This window comes from Ignavibacteriota bacterium (assembly GCA_016212665.1).
Classification (GTDB): Bacteria; Bacteroidota; Ignavibacteria; order UBA10030; family SZUA-254; genus FW602-bin19.
On sequence record JACREZ010000028.1, the window covers coordinates 22,056 to 38,425 of the forward strand.

Annotated in this window: 16 protein-coding genes and 1 tRNA gene; 8 read left to right on the top strand and 9 right to left on the bottom strand. The window is 42.3% G+C overall.

The genetic code is table 11. The features are described 5' to 3' along the window. Nucleotides 1-89: 89 nt before the first annotated feature. The 4 genes from HY960_09900 to HY960_09915 all read left to right on the top strand — a co-directional run bounded on the left by HY960_09900 (nucleotide 90) and on the right by HY960_09915 (nucleotide 4,021). Nucleotides 90-1,064, top strand: coding sequence for an NTP transferase domain-containing protein (locus HY960_09900; GenBank protein ID MBI5216053.1), 975 nt, complete (start codon nucleotides 90-92; stop codon nucleotides 1,062-1,064). Between the two features lie 15 nt (nucleotides 1,065-1,079). After that, the gene (locus tag HY960_09905) at nucleotides 1,080-2,240 is read left to right on the top strand and encodes a methionine adenosyltransferase (GenBank protein MBI5216054.1); all 1,161 of its coding nucleotides are present in this window, start codon (nucleotides 1,080-1,082) and stop codon (nucleotides 2,238-2,240) included. A 38-nt stretch (nucleotides 2,241-2,278) separates the two neighbouring features. Beyond that, nucleotides 2,279-2,671, top strand: coding sequence for a four helix bundle protein (locus HY960_09910; GenBank protein MBI5216055.1), 393 nt, complete (start codon nucleotides 2,279-2,281; stop codon nucleotides 2,669-2,671). Nucleotides 2,672-2,740: 69 nt separating this feature from the next. After that, nucleotides 2,741-4,021, top strand: coding sequence for an adenosylhomocysteinase (locus HY960_09915; GenBank protein MBI5216056.1), 1,281 nt, complete (start codon nucleotides 2,741-2,743; stop codon nucleotides 4,019-4,021). Between the two features lie 53 nt (nucleotides 4,022-4,074). On the opposite strand, the gene HY960_09920 is transcribed toward HY960_09915, so the two are convergent. From HY960_09920 to HY960_09960, 9 genes are all read right to left on the bottom strand, one after another. Then, complete coding sequence (locus tag HY960_09920) at nucleotides 4,075-4,479, bottom strand: PIN domain-containing protein (protein MBI5216057.1); 405 nt, start codon at nucleotides 4,477-4,479, stop codon at nucleotides 4,075-4,077. Then, the gene (locus HY960_09925) at nucleotides 4,476-4,724 is read right to left on the bottom strand and encodes a hypothetical protein (protein MBI5216058.1); all 249 of its coding nucleotides are present in this window, start codon (nucleotides 4,722-4,724) and stop codon (nucleotides 4,476-4,478) included. The genes HY960_09920 and HY960_09925 overlap by 4 nt, the downstream gene beginning before the upstream one ends. Before the next feature lie 73 nt (nucleotides 4,725-4,797). Further along, on the bottom strand, nucleotides 4,798-5,484 hold the full coding sequence (locus HY960_09930) for a glycosyltransferase family 2 protein (protein ID MBI5216059.1): 687 nt from the start codon (nucleotides 5,482-5,484) through the stop codon (nucleotides 4,798-4,800). 70 nt (nucleotides 5,485-5,554) lie between these two features. After that, entirely contained in the window at nucleotides 5,555-7,930 is a 2,376-nt protein-coding gene (locus tag HY960_09935) for a glycosyltransferase family 39 protein (protein ID MBI5216060.1), read from the bottom strand. 8 nt (nucleotides 7,931-7,938) lie between these two features. Further along, nucleotides 7,939-8,880, bottom strand: coding sequence for a cation transporter (locus HY960_09940; protein MBI5216061.1), 942 nt, complete (start codon nucleotides 8,878-8,880; stop codon nucleotides 7,939-7,941). 5 nt (nucleotides 8,881-8,885) lie between these two features. Continuing rightward, complete coding sequence (locus HY960_09945) at nucleotides 8,886-10,997, bottom strand: thioredoxin domain-containing protein (protein MBI5216062.1); 2,112 nt, start codon at nucleotides 10,995-10,997, stop codon at nucleotides 8,886-8,888. A gap of 441 nt (nucleotides 10,998-11,438) precedes the next feature. Further along, nucleotides 11,439-11,720 (bottom strand): GIY-YIG nuclease family protein, encoded by a 282-nt coding sequence (locus HY960_09950; protein MBI5216063.1) that lies wholly within the window; start codon nucleotides 11,718-11,720, stop codon nucleotides 11,439-11,441. Between the two features lie 19 nt (nucleotides 11,721-11,739). After that, nucleotides 11,740-11,812: transfer RNA gene (locus HY960_09955), tRNA-Ala, on the bottom strand. A 103-nt stretch (nucleotides 11,813-11,915) separates the two neighbouring features. Further along, nucleotides 11,916-12,959, bottom strand: a complete 1,044-nt coding sequence (locus tag HY960_09960; GenBank protein ID MBI5216064.1) for a hypothetical protein — start codon at nucleotides 12,957-12,959, stop codon at nucleotides 11,916-11,918. Between the two features lie 127 nt (nucleotides 12,960-13,086). Here HY960_09960 and hrcA point away from each other — a divergent pair, with 127 nt between their 5' ends. Genes hrcA through HY960_09980 form a run of 4 tightly spaced genes read left to right on the top strand, consistent with a single transcriptional unit; the run spans nucleotide 13,087 to nucleotide 16,369 of the window. Continuing rightward, the gene (gene hrcA / locus HY960_09965; GenBank protein ID MBI5216065.1) at nucleotides 13,087-14,121 is read left to right on the top strand and encodes a heat-inducible transcription repressor HrcA; all 1,035 of its coding nucleotides are present in this window, start codon (nucleotides 13,087-13,089) and stop codon (nucleotides 14,119-14,121) included. 1 nt (nucleotide 14,122) lies between these two features. Then, nucleotides 14,123-14,719, top strand: a complete 597-nt coding sequence (gene grpE / locus HY960_09970) for a nucleotide exchange factor GrpE (GenBank protein MBI5216066.1) — start codon at nucleotides 14,123-14,125, stop codon at nucleotides 14,717-14,719. A 3-nt stretch (nucleotides 14,720-14,722) separates the two neighbouring features. Further along, nucleotides 14,723-15,892, top strand: coding sequence for a molecular chaperone DnaJ (dnaJ, locus tag HY960_09975; protein ID MBI5216067.1), 1,170 nt, complete (start codon nucleotides 14,723-14,725; stop codon nucleotides 15,890-15,892). A 3-nt stretch (nucleotides 15,893-15,895) separates the two neighbouring features. Next, nucleotides 15,896-16,369 carry a helix-hairpin-helix domain-containing protein gene (locus tag HY960_09980; protein ID MBI5216068.1) on the top strand — a complete coding sequence of 158 codons (474 nt, stop codon included), beginning with the start codon at nucleotides 15,896-15,898 and terminating at the stop codon, nucleotides 16,367-16,369. Nucleotide 16,370 lies beyond the last annotated feature (1 nt).

Here is a 16,370-nt window from a genome sequence, read left to right on the forward strand (position 1 = left end):
AAACTCTCACATGGTTCTGTGTCATTCATTGACGCAGAACCAGTTTGGGAGACAGAGTACCGCATGAAAGCCACACACATAACTTCCACATGCTTGCTGTAATTCCCGTCGCCGGAGTCGGTAGCCGACTCCGTCCGCACACCTATTCTCTTCCCAAAGTTCTTCTCAATGTCGCCGGCAAGCCAATCATCGGTCACATCCTTGATAAAATTATTGCTGATGGATTTACCGAAGCAACAATCATCGTCGGATACATGGGAGAAAAAATCAAAGAATATGTTCATGCGAATTATTCCATCAAAGTTGATTTCATAGAACAGGAAGAACGGAAGGGGTTGGCTCATGCGATTCATCTAGCAAAAGGAACGCTGACCGACGAACCGTTTCTCATCATCCTAGGCGATACAATTTTTGATGTTGACCTCAAGCCGGTGATTACAAGCGAACACACTTCGATTGGAGTGAAGTATGTTGAAGACCCGCGCCGGTTCGGCATCACAGAGTTGCGCGAAGGATTTGTCTCGAAGTTTATTGAGAAGCCGGAACATCCGACAAGTAACTTTGCAATTGTCGGTTTATATTGGATTAAAAATCCGAAATTACTTGAGCAATGTATTGATGAGTTGCTTGCAAAAGATATTCGGACAAGAGGAGAGTATCAACTCACTGATGCGTTGCAACTGATGATGGAACGTGGCGACAAAATTAAAACATTTCAGGTTGATGGCTGGTACGATTGTGGAAAGCCGGAAACACTTCTCTCTACCAATCGTCATCTGCTCGATAAACAACAAGCCGTGTACAATCTTGATGGCGTTGTTGTTGTTCCGCCCGTGTATATTTCCAACAAAGCAAAGATTACTCATTCGGTCATCGGTCCGTACGCAACCATCGCGGCAAACACCGTTGTTGCAGATTCGGTGATTCGTAACTCCATCGTCAGTGAAGATGCGCAGGTGTTTCGTTCGTTGCTTGATAATTCGATTATCGGAAATCATGCAATGGTGAAAGGCGGATTCAAGCGTATTAACGTTGGCGATTCTTCAGAAATAGATTTTTATTAATTAAAAGGATTCATCATGTCTTACCTGTTTACTTCCGAATCAGTCTCGGAAGGACATCCCGATAAAGTTTGTGACCAGATTTCCGATGCAGTGCTTGACGCGCTGTTTGAACAAGATAACACTTCACGCGTAGCGTGCGAGAGTTTTGTTACGACCGGACTTGCGCTTGTTGGCGGTGAAGTAACAACGAAAGGATACGTTGACGTTCAGAAAATTGTCCGCAATGTTATCAAAGATATTGGCTACACCGAAGCCGGTGTCGGTTTCGATGCAGATTCATGTTCGGTGCTTTCGGCGCTTCACTCACAATCTCCCGATATTGCAATGGGAGTTGACAAAGGGGGCGCAGGAGACCAAGGAATGATGTTCGGGTACGCATGTACGGAAACACCGGAACTCATGCCGATGCCGATAATGTATTCGCATCAGTTAGTAAAGCGTCTTGCCGATATTAGGAAAAAAGAGAACGGGTTGATGCCGTACCTCAGACCGGATGCAAAATCTCAGGTGACAATTGAGTATGATAACAAAAAGCCTGTTCGTGTTCATACCGTTGTTGTTTCAACACAGCACGCGCCGAAAATTTTGCAAAAGAAAATCAAAGAAGATGTTATCGAGAATGTTGTAAAGAAAGTGATTCCCGCGAGCATGCTTGATAAAAAGACGCGGTACTTTGTCAACCCGACGGGAATGTTTGAAATTGGCGGTCCGCACGGCGATAGCGGATTGACGGGAAGAAAAATAATTGTTGATACATACGGCGGACGCGCACCGCACGGTGGCGGCGCTTTCTCCGGTAAAGACCCGACGAAAGTTGACCGGAGCGCGGCATACGCATCGCGGCACATTGCAAAAAATATTGTTGCCGCCGGACTCGCAACAGAATGTTTGATTCAGGTCGCGTACGCAATCGGTGTAAAAGAACCGGTTTCGATACATGTCAATACATACAACACAGGAAGAATTCCCGACCACGAATTAGAAAAGATTGTGAAAGAACATGCGGTCGAAGGAGGAGCGATGGATTTAACTCCCCGCGGCATCATCTCCCGGCTCGACCTCCGTCGCCCGATTTACAGAAAAACTGCCGCATACGGTCACTTCGGACGAAACGAAAAAGAATTTACATGGGAAAAACTTGACCTTGTGAAAGTGTTGCAGAGAGCAGTTCGTTGATTGGTTAGTGGGTAATGGTGAGTTGTTAGTTCGATACTATGGAAGCAGAGCGACCAAAATATGGATTTGAAGAATTAGAAGTTTACAAAAGTGCAAGGGAATTCCGAGCTAAAATGTATGCTTTAACGAAGGAACTCCCAGCACATGAAAAATTCAACCTTGTGTCACAAATCAGACGAGCATCGGTTTCACTCACAAATAACATAGCAGAAGGTCATGGACGATTTCACTATCAGGAAAATATTCAATTTATCAGACAGTCACGCGGTTCGCTTGAGGAATTAATAGATGATTTGAATATATGCCATGATGAAAAATATATTGACGAAAGTAAAATCATAGAACTAAAAAATGAAGCATACACATTGTTGAAAAGAATAAATGGATATATTGTCTATCTTCAAAATCAAAAGCGACAACAAAACGAATAAAACTACCCACTAACAACTCACAACTAACTTTTTTAACTAACCAATTAACCACTAACCAGTCACCATAACATGGACAACAAACCAGGACACTACAAAGTAAAAAATCTCAAACTCGCAGCGGAAGGAAAGAAACTTATCGCATGGGCGGAATCAAGAATGCCGGTCTTGATGGCATTGCGCGAGAAGTATAAAAGAACAAAGCCGCTGAAAGGGTATCGCATCGCGGGATGCTTGCACGTAACGAAAGAAACAGCCGTGCTTGTCAAAACATTTGTTGATGCAGGTGCGAAAGTCAGTTGGAGCGGGTGCAATCCTCTTTCCACAAACGATGCTGTTTCTGCTTCGCTTGCGGCGGACGGAATTTCCATTTTCGCATGGCATGGAATGTCGGTGAAGGAATTTTATTGGTGCATCGAAGAGACATTGAAAATCAAACCGAATTTAACGCTCGATGATGGCGCCGATTTGATTTTTACTATTCACAACAAACATCCTGAGTTTGCAGAAAAGTATGTCATCGGCGGAACGGAAGAAACGACAACAGGCGTTCATCGGCTTCGTGCGATGGCGGCGGATGGCGCGTTGAAATATCCGGTCATTGCCGTGAACGATGCAGAGACAAAATGGGATTTTGACAATGTGTATGGAACGGGACAATCAACACTCGATGGAATTCTTCGCGCAACAAGTATTTTACTTGCGGGTAAGAATGTTGTGGTTGCCGGTTACGGACATTGCGGACGCGGAGTTGCAATGCGTGCAAAAGGTCTCGGAGCGAATGTCATTGTTACGGAAATAAAAGCAACGACCGCTTTGAAGGCAACGCTCGACGGAATGAGAGTGATGACAATGGATGAAGCGGCAAAAGTTGGTGATGTATTTATCACTGCAACAGGTGTGAAGGATATTATCGTTGCACGGCATTTCAAAAAGATGAAACATGGCGCAATTGTTTGTAACACCGGACACTACGATTGCGAAGTAAACTTGGTTGATTTGCAAGGAATATCGAAAGAAGTGAAAGACGTTCGACCGAACAATGAAGAATATGTGATGAACGATGGGAAGAGCGTATTCGTTCTTGCAAAAGGTCGGCTTGTCAATCTTGCCGCTGCAGAAGGACATCCATCGGAAGTGATGGACATGTCGTTTGCAAATCAATTCATGTCGCAGTTACGCTTGGCAGAAGCACATAAGCAAGGAAAGAAACTCGAAAATAAAGTCTATGATATTTCCGCCGAACAAGACCAGGAAATAGCCGGAGTAAAACTTGCAACCATGGGAATAAAGATTGACAAACTCACTGCCGCACAAAGTAAATATATGAATGATTACAGCGCGGGGACGTGATTGGTAGGTAGTTCAGTAGAAAAAGGTGGTCAGAGATGGTCACCTTTTTTTGTTTATGAATGAATTACAACAGTAAATCCTTGTTCAACAAAATGTTCATCGAAACAGAATACACCTTCTATACTTAATTCACGCATTACCTGGAAACTGGTACAATCAACATAACTTAGTTTGCGGCGTGAAAAAGTAAGTAAATTATTTATTGCTTGTTCATGAGTGAGTTTATCCATCCATACTATTTGGAGTAAGGGATAAATATCCTCTTGAAATACTCGTACTGATTCCAGTCCGAAGCGATGCTGGGCTAACGCTAATGTCTCAACAATAATATAATTTGATGTTATGAGAATTTTGTCGTTTGTAATAAGTTCGTTCCAGGTATTCGTTGCCGATTCATGGTTTTCATCATCTTCATCTAATACTGCGAGAAAAGCAGAAGTATCCAAAAACACCTTCACAGCCGTAAACTCTCCGCAAGATAGTCATCGTGTCGAGTTGATAAATCATGTAAACCGGATTTGAAACGACCCGCAACGGATAGAGCGCGTTGTTTCTGCTGAACGTCCGGTTTTCGCGTTTCATTTAATAAAAATTGTCCAAGTTTTTCTTTAATGAATTCGATAATTGTTAAATGACGTTTTGTAGCCATTTCTTCAATAATTTTCATTTGTTCATCAGATAATTCAATTAGCGTTTGAGTCATTTTCACCATCTCCTAAATTAGAGTTACAATAAGATGATACAATATTTTTCAATATTATCAAATCCGAAATTCATTACAGCCCATACTTCACAATACACCACAACACTCGCACCCCATCTTTCCACGTAATTTTCTTTCCCTGAGCATAATCACGTCCGCTGTAGGAAACGCCGACTTCATAAATTCTGCATTTGAGTTTGGCAACCTTAGCGGTAAACTCCGGGTCGAAGCCGAAACGGTTTTCCTGAAGGGATATCTTTTTCAACACATCGGCGCGAATCATTTTGTAACATGTTTCCATATCGCTGAGGTTGAGATTGGTAACCATGTTGATGAAGAGCGTGAGAAATTTATTTCCCATGTAATGCCAGAAGTATAGCACTCGATGTTCTTCACTACCGACAAAGCGTGAACCGAACACCACATCTGCGCGGCCGTCGAGAATTGGTTTGAGGAGTTTGTAGTAATCGTTCGGGTCGTATTCGAGGTCGGCATCCTGCACAACGACAATATCTCCCGCGACAACGGTTGTTCCGGTTCTGAATGCCGCACCTTTTCCTTTGTTGATTTCATGGTAGAGAAATTTGATGCCTGCAGGTTTATCTTGCTCGAACTGTTTCAGGATTTCTCTTGTCCCGTCGGTTGAGTAATCATCAACAAGGATAATTTCTTTCGGAAAATCTACAGCCTGCACGCGGCGGACAAGTTCAAGAACGGTTGCACGTTCGTTGTAAATCGGAATGATAACGGAGAGAGTCATACGAGTTTTGAGTTTTGTGTTATGAGTTTGTTGACTTTGTTTCAGGATTCATAAATCAAATATAGTGAGTTCACTTTTTATTCTGAATCAAAGTAATCAGTTCAACCGCTTCTTGATTTTTCGGATTGACGCCCACACTTCGTTCCGCTTCATCAAGCGCTTCTTCTTTCATTTCCATTTTCTGATAAAATTGAGCGAGATTGAAATGATACACTGAACGGGAATAGGAAGTTGTATCAATTCTCAGTGAATCTTTTAACGCGAGAATTTTCCGGTATGAACGGACAAGCGGGTTTGTTGAATCAATCATCCATAATTGTTGATGATAATGTCTTGCCTGTTTGAAGTCTTGTCGTTGAATGGCAAAGTGTGTTCCCCAAAGCAATCCCTCGAAAAATTGAGAAGAGTCAGTCAGCGTATTCTTCATCAATGAGGAAGCACGATTGTAATACCCTGAGTTCCAATATCCCGATGCGGCTTTCAATTTATTGACACTTCTGATTTCATCGGAAGTCGAGGTTTTGGCTTCAAGGAGAAGACGGAGGAGTTCGAGTTGCCGTTGCGCGGGTTGAATATAAATGCCAACATCCGAGGGTAATGTGGTTAGTTGTTGATAAACCTGTTGTGCCTGCACTTCGTTTCCTTGCAAAGAAAAACAAACTAATCTTTGAAAGATAACGTCGGGACGAGTGGGTGCAAATTGTATAATCGAATCGAGTATTCTCTCGGCGCTCTTATATTCTTCATTCAACATCAATCTTCGCGCTGTGACAAGATGCCCGGAGATGCTCGTCGTATTTTCGACATCGAATTTTTCCCGTAACGGTTCTTTCAGCAACGAATGTATTTTATAGAGATGGAGATTTCCGGCAGTATAAACATGCTCGAACGTAAATCGGGATGATTCGAGCATGTTCATTTCAAACATTGTCGCGTCTTCAATGAAATGAGGCGATAAAAGATAATCGGTATGATTATCACGAAGAGAAATTTCAAATGGAGGAACTTCGATGTTCGGATACATCAAAAAAACTTTTCGTTCACCGCCTGAGAACAGAGCAAGGTCTTTGAGCGGGCTTGCTATAACACTATTCTCAGGAGTGTTCTCCTGAATCCATGTTCCAAGTTCGCTCCAGGGTAACGCGTTCGCTTTGTTCGAGCGAATGGTATGGTGAATCATTTCTGAAACGCTGACGGCATTAGGGATGATAACAACTCCTGCCAACAAAATAATGAAGACTTTTTGTTTGAAAAAATCAAACCAAGAAAACCTGTTGACAATATTATTCAACCCAATCAAACAAAAGAAAAGAACGAACGGAACGAGTGGAAGCATGTAACGCATGTCGTTGAACGGGAAGATGCACAGCACCAGAAGGTATGCGAGGATGAAGAGGAACAGCGGAGCGCGAGTGCTGTTGTACAATGGAGCAATGGAATAATGGAGTGTCGGAGTGTTGGAGTGTTGGAGCGGTGAAATGAGTCCAAGAAAAAATGTTGGAAGGAAAAGAAAGAAAATGAAATATCTGCCTGTTTCAAATATTTGCCTGATAAACTGGTAGAGCCATGATGCTTCGTTGAATATGGATGAAAGTTGTTGAGTGGCAAATGTCGGATAGAACATCATGCCGAGAAGAAAATCCGAGTAGGCTTTCAGGTTGTGCCAATAGCGAACGAGGAGTTCGTTCACGAACGATGTATCGAGTGAAGTCATGATGTGGTCGAACACCCATGGAGAATTTCCCGTTTGTGAGAACACTGTTTGTTCGACGAGGAGATGATTTCGGATATTCCATATTCCGAGAGCAACGGTAACACATCCCGCTGTGATGAACGCTCGTTTCCAATCTTTTCTCATTGCATACATCAAGATGACGACTGCAACGAGCGATAATCCGATTTCGCGAAGTAATGTTGCAGCGACGATGCTGATGATGAGAAAAATGAAATATAAATTCTGCCGTGCTGTTTCTTCATCTTGTTTGAAGTAGAAAATAAATGTAGCGAGGATTGCAACAATGAACGGAACATCCGAGAGGACTTCCGTCGAGTAGAGAAGCAAGAGCGGATTGAAAGCGAAAAATGTAGTCGCAACTACAGTAGTTGTTTGGTGAAAGAATCGAAGGAGGAGAATGTAGAAAAGTATGATAGCAGAAATCCCGAAGAACAATGTCCACACCTTTACCGCAGGAACAGAGAGCGGGAAAATGAGTTCAACAGGTGCTATTAGAAGAGAATACAACGGACCATGATTGACGAACTTGTCTGGTTCGGGAGTAGTATTGTCAACGAAACCTTGAAGGTGAGCGAGCGAGTTTCCCCAGAGAAGATATTGGCTACTATCGGGCGTTAATAAATTCCGGTCGCTAACGCGCAATAACCCAAAAACGAAAAACAAAAAACATACAACGAGAAGCCAAAGATGTTCTTTGAAAATCTTTCGCATAGAGAAAACTACCCGCGTGCGTTCAGAAGTTGCGCGTGAACTTCATCGTGACTTTCGCTCGGCTCAAGATGACTGATAATTTCCGTCTGCATCGGAAATGCTTTTTTGATTTCCTGTTCGATAACTGTTGCTTCAAGATGTGCATCGGCAATCGTAGCATTATCGGGGAAGAGAAGATGAAATTCGATGAGGAGTTTGTTTCCAGCGTTGCGGTGTCGAAGGTGATGAAATCCGATATTGAATTTTTGAGTTTGAGTTTGAAGGATTGATTGAAGTTTCGCACCGACTTCAGGGTCGGCTTCATCCATCAATCCGCCGATGGATTGACGGATGAGATTGCCGCCTGTCCACAAAATATTAATCGCGACGACGATAGCAACAAGCGGGTCAAACGGAAGCCATCCGGTAAATTTTGTCAGCAACAATCCTACGATGACACCGAGACTTGTCCAACTATCGGTAAGAACGTGCTTACCATTCGCTTCGAGAATGAGTGAGTGATTTTTCTTCCCCCGGTACAACAAATATCCGCCGAGAGCACCGTTGATGATTGTTGCCGCGACGGTGAAATAAATTCCTTGCTCGATATTCTCAATTTGCAATCCCTGAATCCATTTGAGAATGGATTCCACTATTATATAGATTGCGGCAAGGATAATCATCGCACCTTCAAAGCCGGCAGAGAAAAAACTGATGCGGTCGTGACCATAGAGGTGTGTATCGTCTGCGGGTTTGAGACTGAGCCACAAACTGTACGCGGCAAACGAAATTGCAAGAATGTGAACGACCGATTCCGCCGCGTCAGAAAGAATTGCCGCCGAGCCGGTGACAATATACGCGTACATTTTCACCACCAGCATGAAGACGCCGACTCCAAGCGAGAGCCGCATCGCAAACTTGCTATTGGCGTTTACTTCATCGTTGCTTTGTGTTAGAACGACTTGGTCCATCGGTGTTATTTCATAAGTAATTCACGCACGACCGAAATATCAGAAGTTGGAAGTTGACATGCAAAATTTTTGCAAATGTATGCCGTCGCTTTGCCATCAATCGGTTGCATATCTTTTATGAACGGAAGGAATTTTTCAAGAGATGTTCTGTTCTTTTCATCAACCATGAGCAATATTTTGCCCGGAATGTAGTGCGAGTGAATCTCGTTGAGCAGTGGTTTTGTTTCCCCTGCGCTCGTTCCGACAAGAATAAGTTCTTTCGGTGTGGATAAAAACCAATCGAGCGCAACAAGCATTTGGGGAAGAACGTGAGGATGCATACTCAGACTTGCACCGAAGAGATTGAGAGTTTGTTCTGCCTTTAATTTCCAATCATTGTTCGATGTGATGTGAGAGAGTCGAAGCAGGTTGAGAACGGAAACAGAGTTTCCTGTTGGTTCGGCTCCGTCATAATCTTCCTTCAGTCGAAGAAGAAGGGACGAATCGTTTGATGCGGAATCAAAAAAGCCTCCATCAGTTTCATCCCAGAAAATTCTGATTTGTTGTTTTGTTAGATTGATTGCCGTTGTTAACCAATGCACATCGAACGATGATTCATAGAGGTCAATCAATCCTTGAATGAGGAACGCATAGTCCTGCAGCGAACCATGAAATCGTGCTTCCCCATCCCGGTAGCGGCGGTGAAGCGCTTTTGCTTCTTTATTGTAGAGTGATTTTGTAATAAATCGTGTTGCTTTCAAAGCCGCTTTGAGATAGTGTTCTTCATTGAAAATCTGATACGCGCGCGAAAATGCTGAAATCATCAAACCGTTCCATGCTGTGATGATTTTATCATCAAGGTGAGGGCGAGGTCGTTGTTCCCGTTTCTTAAACAAAATCTTTTTGCATGAAACGATGATTCGTTCGACTTCTTCAATCGGTTTATTGAATTGTGTTGCCGTTTCTTCGAGTGAATGTTTGATGAACAAAACATTCTTCTTTTGGAAAACGCCAAGCGGGTCGGAGAGAGCGTTTCCTTGTTCTTCTATTCCAAAGTGAAAACAGAAAAGGTCAGCATCGTTTCCGAGCAATGTGTTGACTTCCACTTTTGTCCAGAGATAAAAGGTCCCCTCTTCTTTTTCATGAGGATGTTCGTGGGTGAATGCGCTCTCTGCATCTTCTGCAGAGTAGAAACCGCCTTCAGGAGAAGTTATGACACGCAGAACATAATCAAGAATATTTCGTGCAACATCTGCATAAAACTCATCGTGGGTAATCTGATATGCTTCAAGATACGAGCAGGCAAGTTGCCCCTGGTCGTACAACATTTTTTCAAAATGTGGAATCCGCCATTGCTCATCAACCGAGTAACGATGAAAGCCGCCGCCGAGTTGGTCGTACATTCCGCCCTCCGCCATTTTGCGAAGAGTTTGCAACGTCATTTCCAACGCGTCCTTTTTTCTTGTTTGATAATAATATCTCAACAGGAAATTGAACACGGATGGACGGGGAAACTTCGGCGCACGACCGAAGCCGGCATGAACGATGTCGAATTCGTTATGGAATAAATCGAATGCTTTCGTGAGTTGGTGAGTCGTAAGTGGTGAGTGGTGAGCGGTGTGTTTTTGGTTCGTGAGATATTCAGTAATTGAATTACTCGACTCCGTAATATTTTTCTTTTCAGATTTCCAGAGTGTAGAAATTCGCTGAACGACCTGACGGAATCCCGGTTTCCCGTAATGCGATGTTGGCGGGAAATAGGTTCCTCCGAAGAACGGTTTCAAATCGTGTGTGAGAAAAACGGAGAGTGGCCAACCGCCGCTACCCGTCATTGCCTGTACTGCCGACATGTAAATTCTGTCAATATCAGGTTGCTCTTCTCTATCCACTTTGATGCAGATGAGTTTTTCGTTCATCAACTTGGCGATTTCTTCATTCTCAAACACCTCACGCTCCATCACGTGACACCAGTAGCACGTCGAGTAGCCGATGGAAAGAAAAATCGGCTTGTCTTCGTTTCGCGCTTTCTCAAATGCTTCATCTCCCCACGGAAACCAATCAACGGGATTATATGCGTGTTGGAGTAAGTAAGGACTTTTTTCTTTGATGAGTCGGTTTGTAGTTGTTGATTTCTTCATGAAGGACAATTAGGGAAGTGAATCTGATTTATTGAGAGTGAGTCGTTAGTGGTGAGTAAAATTTGGATTACGCTGTATGAGGTGAAATTTAACGATGTGTATTTGTTAAAAAGTTACTAACTAAAGGAAGTTACGCAAGGGTAAAAAATACATGTATTAACCCCACGATTTATCGTGGGGGGAAAAATTCTCCACACAGAAGTGGCTTTAGCCACTGACATCAGGGCTAAAGCCCAATGTTGTTCTATTGTTTATCTCCCCATCCTAAAGGATGGGGTTACTCCATTGATATTTTTTTGGTGTTTCGGAACTTCAGTAACTCACCACTCACCAATTAACCACTCACCAAACTTGTGGAGCTGAAGGTCAACGACTCGTAGAGGATTCGAACCCTCGACCTTTCGGCCTACGGCTCGTAGAGATGCGAACCGAACGCTCCATTTAGACTTCGGAATATTGTATAATCTTTGATTTATCAAACTTCATTATGAGTTCTTTTTTCTGTTCAGTGCTAAAGTTTTTTTTAAGATCCCATTCACGCCACATAGCTTCTGAACGAGTTAAGTAAGTCTCAAAGTAACCGAGTCTAAAAGGAGCCTTTGCTTTTGTTGATTTTCCATATCCTTTATTATGTCTTTCTAATCTTTTTTGAAGATTACTAGTTTGACCAGTATATAAGGAACCATCTACAAGACTTACGAGAATGTAAACAAAGAAGGACATTCAAAATTAGAAAAATTTGTGGAGCTGAAGGGATTCGAACCCTCGACCTTTCGGATGCGAACCGAACGCTCTCCCAGCTGAGCTACAGCCCCAATCAATTAAAAATGATAAATTAAAAAGGAAAAAACGTTTAAGGCGGTGAAAATATACTGAAATGAGAGTGAACAACCAAAGAACATTTCCAGAGGTAGTTTGTCAATGGTTTTGAATTCTCCATTTGATAAAAAAACGATTCATAGGGCTTCTTCGTGCTATTGATTGCATAGAATCATAAGGTGCGCTAAAGAGAAGTGAATCCGGAACTGTTACAGAAGGGTTTTTCTGCTTAAAGTATTTTTTGATTCCTTTATCAAACGGACGAAGTGTTGGAAAAATAATTTCCGCATACTTTTTATCAATAGTAAACATGGGAAGGAAATCAAATGTATTATCCGGTATGTAACCTGCGGTATCTGAATGATAATCAAAACCGATGATGCGAAGTAAATGTTCTCCCAAAAACAATGTATCTTTGATTCGGTTTTGAGTTCTAAACATTATCTCCAAATCAAAATCTTTTGCTTGTAAAGTAGAAAAAGAAGAATCGAGTTTGTAAATGTTTTTTAACATTAAATCAAAAGCGGGTTTGAGGCTTGAATTGAGATACTTGGGTTTGATGAGTTTTAAGGTATATGAAGGATGTGGTGCTGTATCGATTCCAGCAAATTCACCAAAATACTTTTTGTCATTCGTACTGTATGCCACAGCAATTGCTTGGTCATCATTCACTTTTGTTCTCAAAGAAATATATCCCTCCATATCATGAATTATAAAATCTTGGTTTAAGACCAGTTTTCTGAAAAATCCCACTTCTGATTTGCCTTGTGTTGGATTTATAAGGGTATCGTATGTAGTATCATACAAAGAGGATGGGCTATCCTTTGATGGAAGGTTAATGTATGCTGTTGCATAGATTAAACTTAGTTCGACCATATTTGTTGTACTAATCCAAACGTCAATTTCATTTATTGAATTAGCCATCATTTCAGAAGTTATATTTGGTGGATATGTCTGATGATAATCTTCAAAAATATGTCTGTATATAGTATCAAGGAAAAAATGTGAATCAGAGTAGTCCGCCGCGGAAATTTCAAACGGAAATTCCTGCTCGACTGGAATTGACTGAATAATTTCTTCTTCACAACTGAACGTTATGAAGAGAAGCAAAATTGAAATGCCGATTTTCCCAAAGAGTTTCATACTTTATCAATGTAAGTGTTGTACGATAGTAGCAAAAGCAACAGAATTATCCAAAGACAATTGCTTTGGTAAACTCATCAAAAATGATTATTATTTTATCAAAATCAAGGCAAATTGTAGCTTATCAATGGAAAAAGAACTCAACGAACGTGAACGGGAGATACTCCGCTATGTGGTGTATCGCTTTATTGATTCGGCTGTGCCGGTCGCCTCGCGTTATATTTCCAAACATCATCATTTGAATCTGAGCGCGGCAACAATACGGAACGTGCTTTCGGATTTGGAAGAGTTGGGCTATATCCATCATCCGCATACATCCGCTGGAAGTATTCCGACCGATAAGGGATATCGGTATTTTGTTGATTGGCTGATGGAAATACAACAGGTTACCCCGCGTGAAAAAGGTAATATCCGACGCCAGTTTGACCTGATGATTGAGTCGAACGAAGTTCTCCGTGAGGCGGCGCGGTTGCTTGGGACAATTTCTCATCAACTAAGTGTTGTGTCATCGCTTCATCTAAGCGCTGGTGTGCTTGAACGAATCGAATTAATCTGTATTGCTTCCCATAAAATATTAGTCGTGTTGGAAGTGAAATCGGGAATCATTAAGACAATTACGATGGAAATTCCTGTTGAAATTTCACCCATGCACCTTGCTGATGTCGGTCAGTATCTGAATGAGAAACTTTCCGGCCTGACATTGAAGACTATTCGCGATACGTTCAGCGAGCGAGTGAAAGATTTTGCCAATGATAAATCGGGCATCATTAATCTCATGGTCAATTCGGCGGGGAGAATTTTTGATGATAGCAAGGAACGGGAAAAACTTCACATCGGCGGGACTCAGACACTCATTGAGCAACCGGAGTATGGTGAAAAGGATAACATTCGAACTATCATCGAACTCATTAACGATGAAACGAACCTTGCGGATATTCTGGAACAATCAGACGTGAAGGAAGTACAGCAAGGAGTCGCAGTTGCAATCGGGGAAGAACATGGAAACACAAAGTTGAAAAATTATAGTATCATATTAAAGACGTACACCATCGGTGACGTGCAGGGAACGGTCGGAATTCTCGGACCAAAACGAATGAATTATGCAAGGGTTATTCCGTTGGTCAGTTATATGGCAGAAGAAGTATCATCATCATTAAGTTAACATGGAAGAGAACATCATAGAGGAACAGAACACGCCTGAAGTTTCGGAACCGATTGCTCAGGAACAACCTGAGACAGAGGTTCCCGATAATCGTATGGAAGAATTGGAAAAGACCATCGTGCAATTGAAAGACCAATTGCTCAGGAAAGCGGCAGAGTTTGAGAACTACAAGCGTCGTACAGAAAATGATTATTTGGAACGGGTGAAGTATGCAAACGAAGATTTGATCTACGATTTACTTCCCGTGCTTGATGATTTTGAACGTTCACTTAAACTCAGTCGTGAGAAAAAAGATTTTGATTCATTCTTTCGAGGCGTGGAGCTTATCTATCAAAAATGCCTGAAACTTTTTGCAAAGCAGGGAGTTGAAGCGTACGATGTCATTGGGAAAGAATTTGACCCGCATCTGCATGATGCATTGATGCAATTACCAAAGAGCGATGTTCCGCCTCATACAATTCTCGAAGAAGTAGAGAAGGGATACATGATGCATGGAAAAGTTCTGCGTCATGCAAAAGTTGTTGTTTCGGGAGAAGTGGTCGAAGAACCTCCTCAGATCGAAAGTGTTGAACCTGCAACAACAGAAGGTGCGAATTAAGGAATGGCAAAACGCGACTATTATGAAATCCTCGGACTGAATCGCGGGGTCTCACAGGATGAAATCAAAAAAGCCTACCGGCAGGCGGCAATGAAATATCATCCCGACAGGAATCCGAATAACAAAGATGCGGAGGAAAAATTCAAAGAAGCAACGGAAGCGTACGAAGTCTTGAGCGATAACGACAAGCGCGCACGTTACGACCGCTTCGGTCACGAAGGCATGAAGCCGGGAATGGACTTCCATGGTTACAGGGATGTGAATGATATCTTTGTGAATTTTCAGGATATTTTCGGACAGGCGTTTGGTGGTAGTATGTTCGGAGATGTTTTTAATCAGGGGCGAGGAAGAGGAAGAACGGTGAGCGGAATTCCCGGCTCGGATTTAAAAATTCGCTTGAAGTTATCATTTGAAGAAATCGCGACAGGCATCGAGAAAAAGTTGAAAGTAAAACGCTATGTTGGATGTGAGATGTGTAACGGTTCGGGAGCGAAAGCGGGAAGTTCAAAAACAACCTGCCATGTGTGTGGTGGTTCGGGGGAAATTCGTCAGGCTAATCGAACCATCTTCGGTCAGTTTGTTAATATTTCTACATGTCATCAATGCGATGGTGAAGGAGAAATTGTAAAAGAACATTGCTCGAAATGTCGCGGCGAGGGGAGAGTGCAAGGTGAATCTACGGTGAAAGTAACAATACCGGCAGGTGTTGCGGAGGGAAATTATATTCAATTGGAGGGGCAAGGAAATTCAGGGCAACGTGGCGGACCTGCAGGAGATTTAATAGTTCTCATCGAGGAAGAACGTCACCCCTTGTTTGTCAGAAACGGCGAAGATGTTGTGCTTGATTTACTGATAAGTTATCCCGATGCGGTACTTGGGACAGAAGTAGAAATACCGACATTGTATGGCAAGGCATTGTTATCAATTGATGCGGGAACACAATCGGGAAGATATTTGCGCATGAAAGATAAAGGATTCCCGCGACTTCGTGGATATGGAAAAGGCGACCAACTTGTGCGTGTCAATGTTTGGGTCCCGACGAAAATCAATTCCAAAGAAAAAGATTTGTTAAAACAAATGAATGCCTCGGAGAATATCAAACCGAAAGAGGGTGACAAATCCGCAAATGCAGAGAGAAGTTTTTTTGAGAAAATGAAAAACATCTTCAAGTGAGGTATGAAATATTTCGAGAAGTTACGTCTGCTTATCGGCTTCACCCCTAACGAAGGAAAAATTGTTTTCTTTCTAATCGGAGCGTTTCTTGTCGGGGGTACATTGAATCTTCTCGGAGTATCAACGGAACAACCGCCACAGTTTGATTATTCTTCCATTGATTCTGAGTTCAAAAGCAAGGCAAATCTTCTCAACGCTTCAAATGATAACGGAGATTCAGTTCACAATGAAACGGGAAACAATTCAACACATCAAAGTGTAAAGAACCTGAACGATACTATTCCGGTCAATATCAACACAGCAACAAAAGAAGAATTGATGAAACTTCCCGGAGTAGGTGAAGCAGTCGCCGAGAGAATTATCATGTACAGGGAGGAGAGGGGAGTATTCAAATCAGCGAAGGAATTGTTGAAAGTAAAGGGAATCGGTGAAAAGAAATTTGAAGCGCTCAAACCAATGATTAAGATTGAGAAGTAAC

Bases quoted from the DNA above. Each gene is read 5' to 3' on its own strand.
- HY960_09940 (MBI5216061.1), bottom strand. From the start codon at position 8,880: ATGGACCAAGTCGTTCTAACACAAAGCAACGATGAAGTAAACGCCAAT.
- dnaJ (MBI5216067.1), top strand. From the start codon at position 14,723: ATGGCAAAACGCGACTATTATGAAATCCTCGGACTGAATCGCGGGGTC.
- HY960_09980 (MBI5216068.1), top strand. From the start codon at position 15,896: ATGAAATATTTCGAGAAGTTACGTCTGCTTATCGGCTTCACCCCTAAC.
- hrcA (MBI5216065.1), top strand. From the start codon at position 13,087: ATGGAAAAAGAACTCAACGAACGTGAACGGGAGATACTCCGCTATGTG.
- HY960_09930 (MBI5216059.1), bottom strand. From the start codon at position 5,484: ATGACTCTCTCCGTTATCATTCCGATTTACAACGAACGTGCAACCGTT.
- HY960_09910 (MBI5216055.1), top strand. From the start codon at position 2,279: ATGGAAGCAGAGCGACCAAAATATGGATTTGAAGAATTAGAAGTTTAC.
- HY960_09915 (MBI5216056.1), top strand. From the start codon at position 2,741: ATGGACAACAAACCAGGACACTACAAAGTAAAAAATCTCAAACTCGCA.
- grpE (MBI5216066.1), top strand. From the start codon at position 14,123: ATGGAAGAGAACATCATAGAGGAACAGAACACGCCTGAAGTTTCGGAA.
- HY960_09905 (MBI5216054.1), top strand. From the start codon at position 1,080: ATGTCTTACCTGTTTACTTCCGAATCAGTCTCGGAAGGACATCCCGAT.
- HY960_09950 (MBI5216063.1), bottom strand. From the start codon at position 11,720: ATGTCCTTCTTTGTTTACATTCTCGTAAGTCTTGTAGATGGTTCCTTA.
- HY960_09935 (MBI5216060.1), bottom strand. From the start codon at position 7,930: ATGCGAAAGATTTTCAAAGAACATCTTTGGCTTCTCGTTGTATGTTTT.
- HY960_09945 (MBI5216062.1), bottom strand. From the start codon at position 10,997: ATGAAGAAATCAACAACTACAAACCGACTCATCAAAGAAAAAAGTCCT.
- HY960_09900 (MBI5216053.1), top strand. From the start codon at position 90: ATGCTTGCTGTAATTCCCGTCGCCGGAGTCGGTAGCCGACTCCGTCCG.
- HY960_09925 (MBI5216058.1), bottom strand. From the start codon at position 4,724: ATGACTCAAACGCTAATTGAATTATCTGATGAACAAATGAAAATTATT.
- HY960_09960 (MBI5216064.1), bottom strand. From the start codon at position 12,959: ATGAAACTCTTTGGGAAAATCGGCATTTCAATTTTGCTTCTCTTCATA.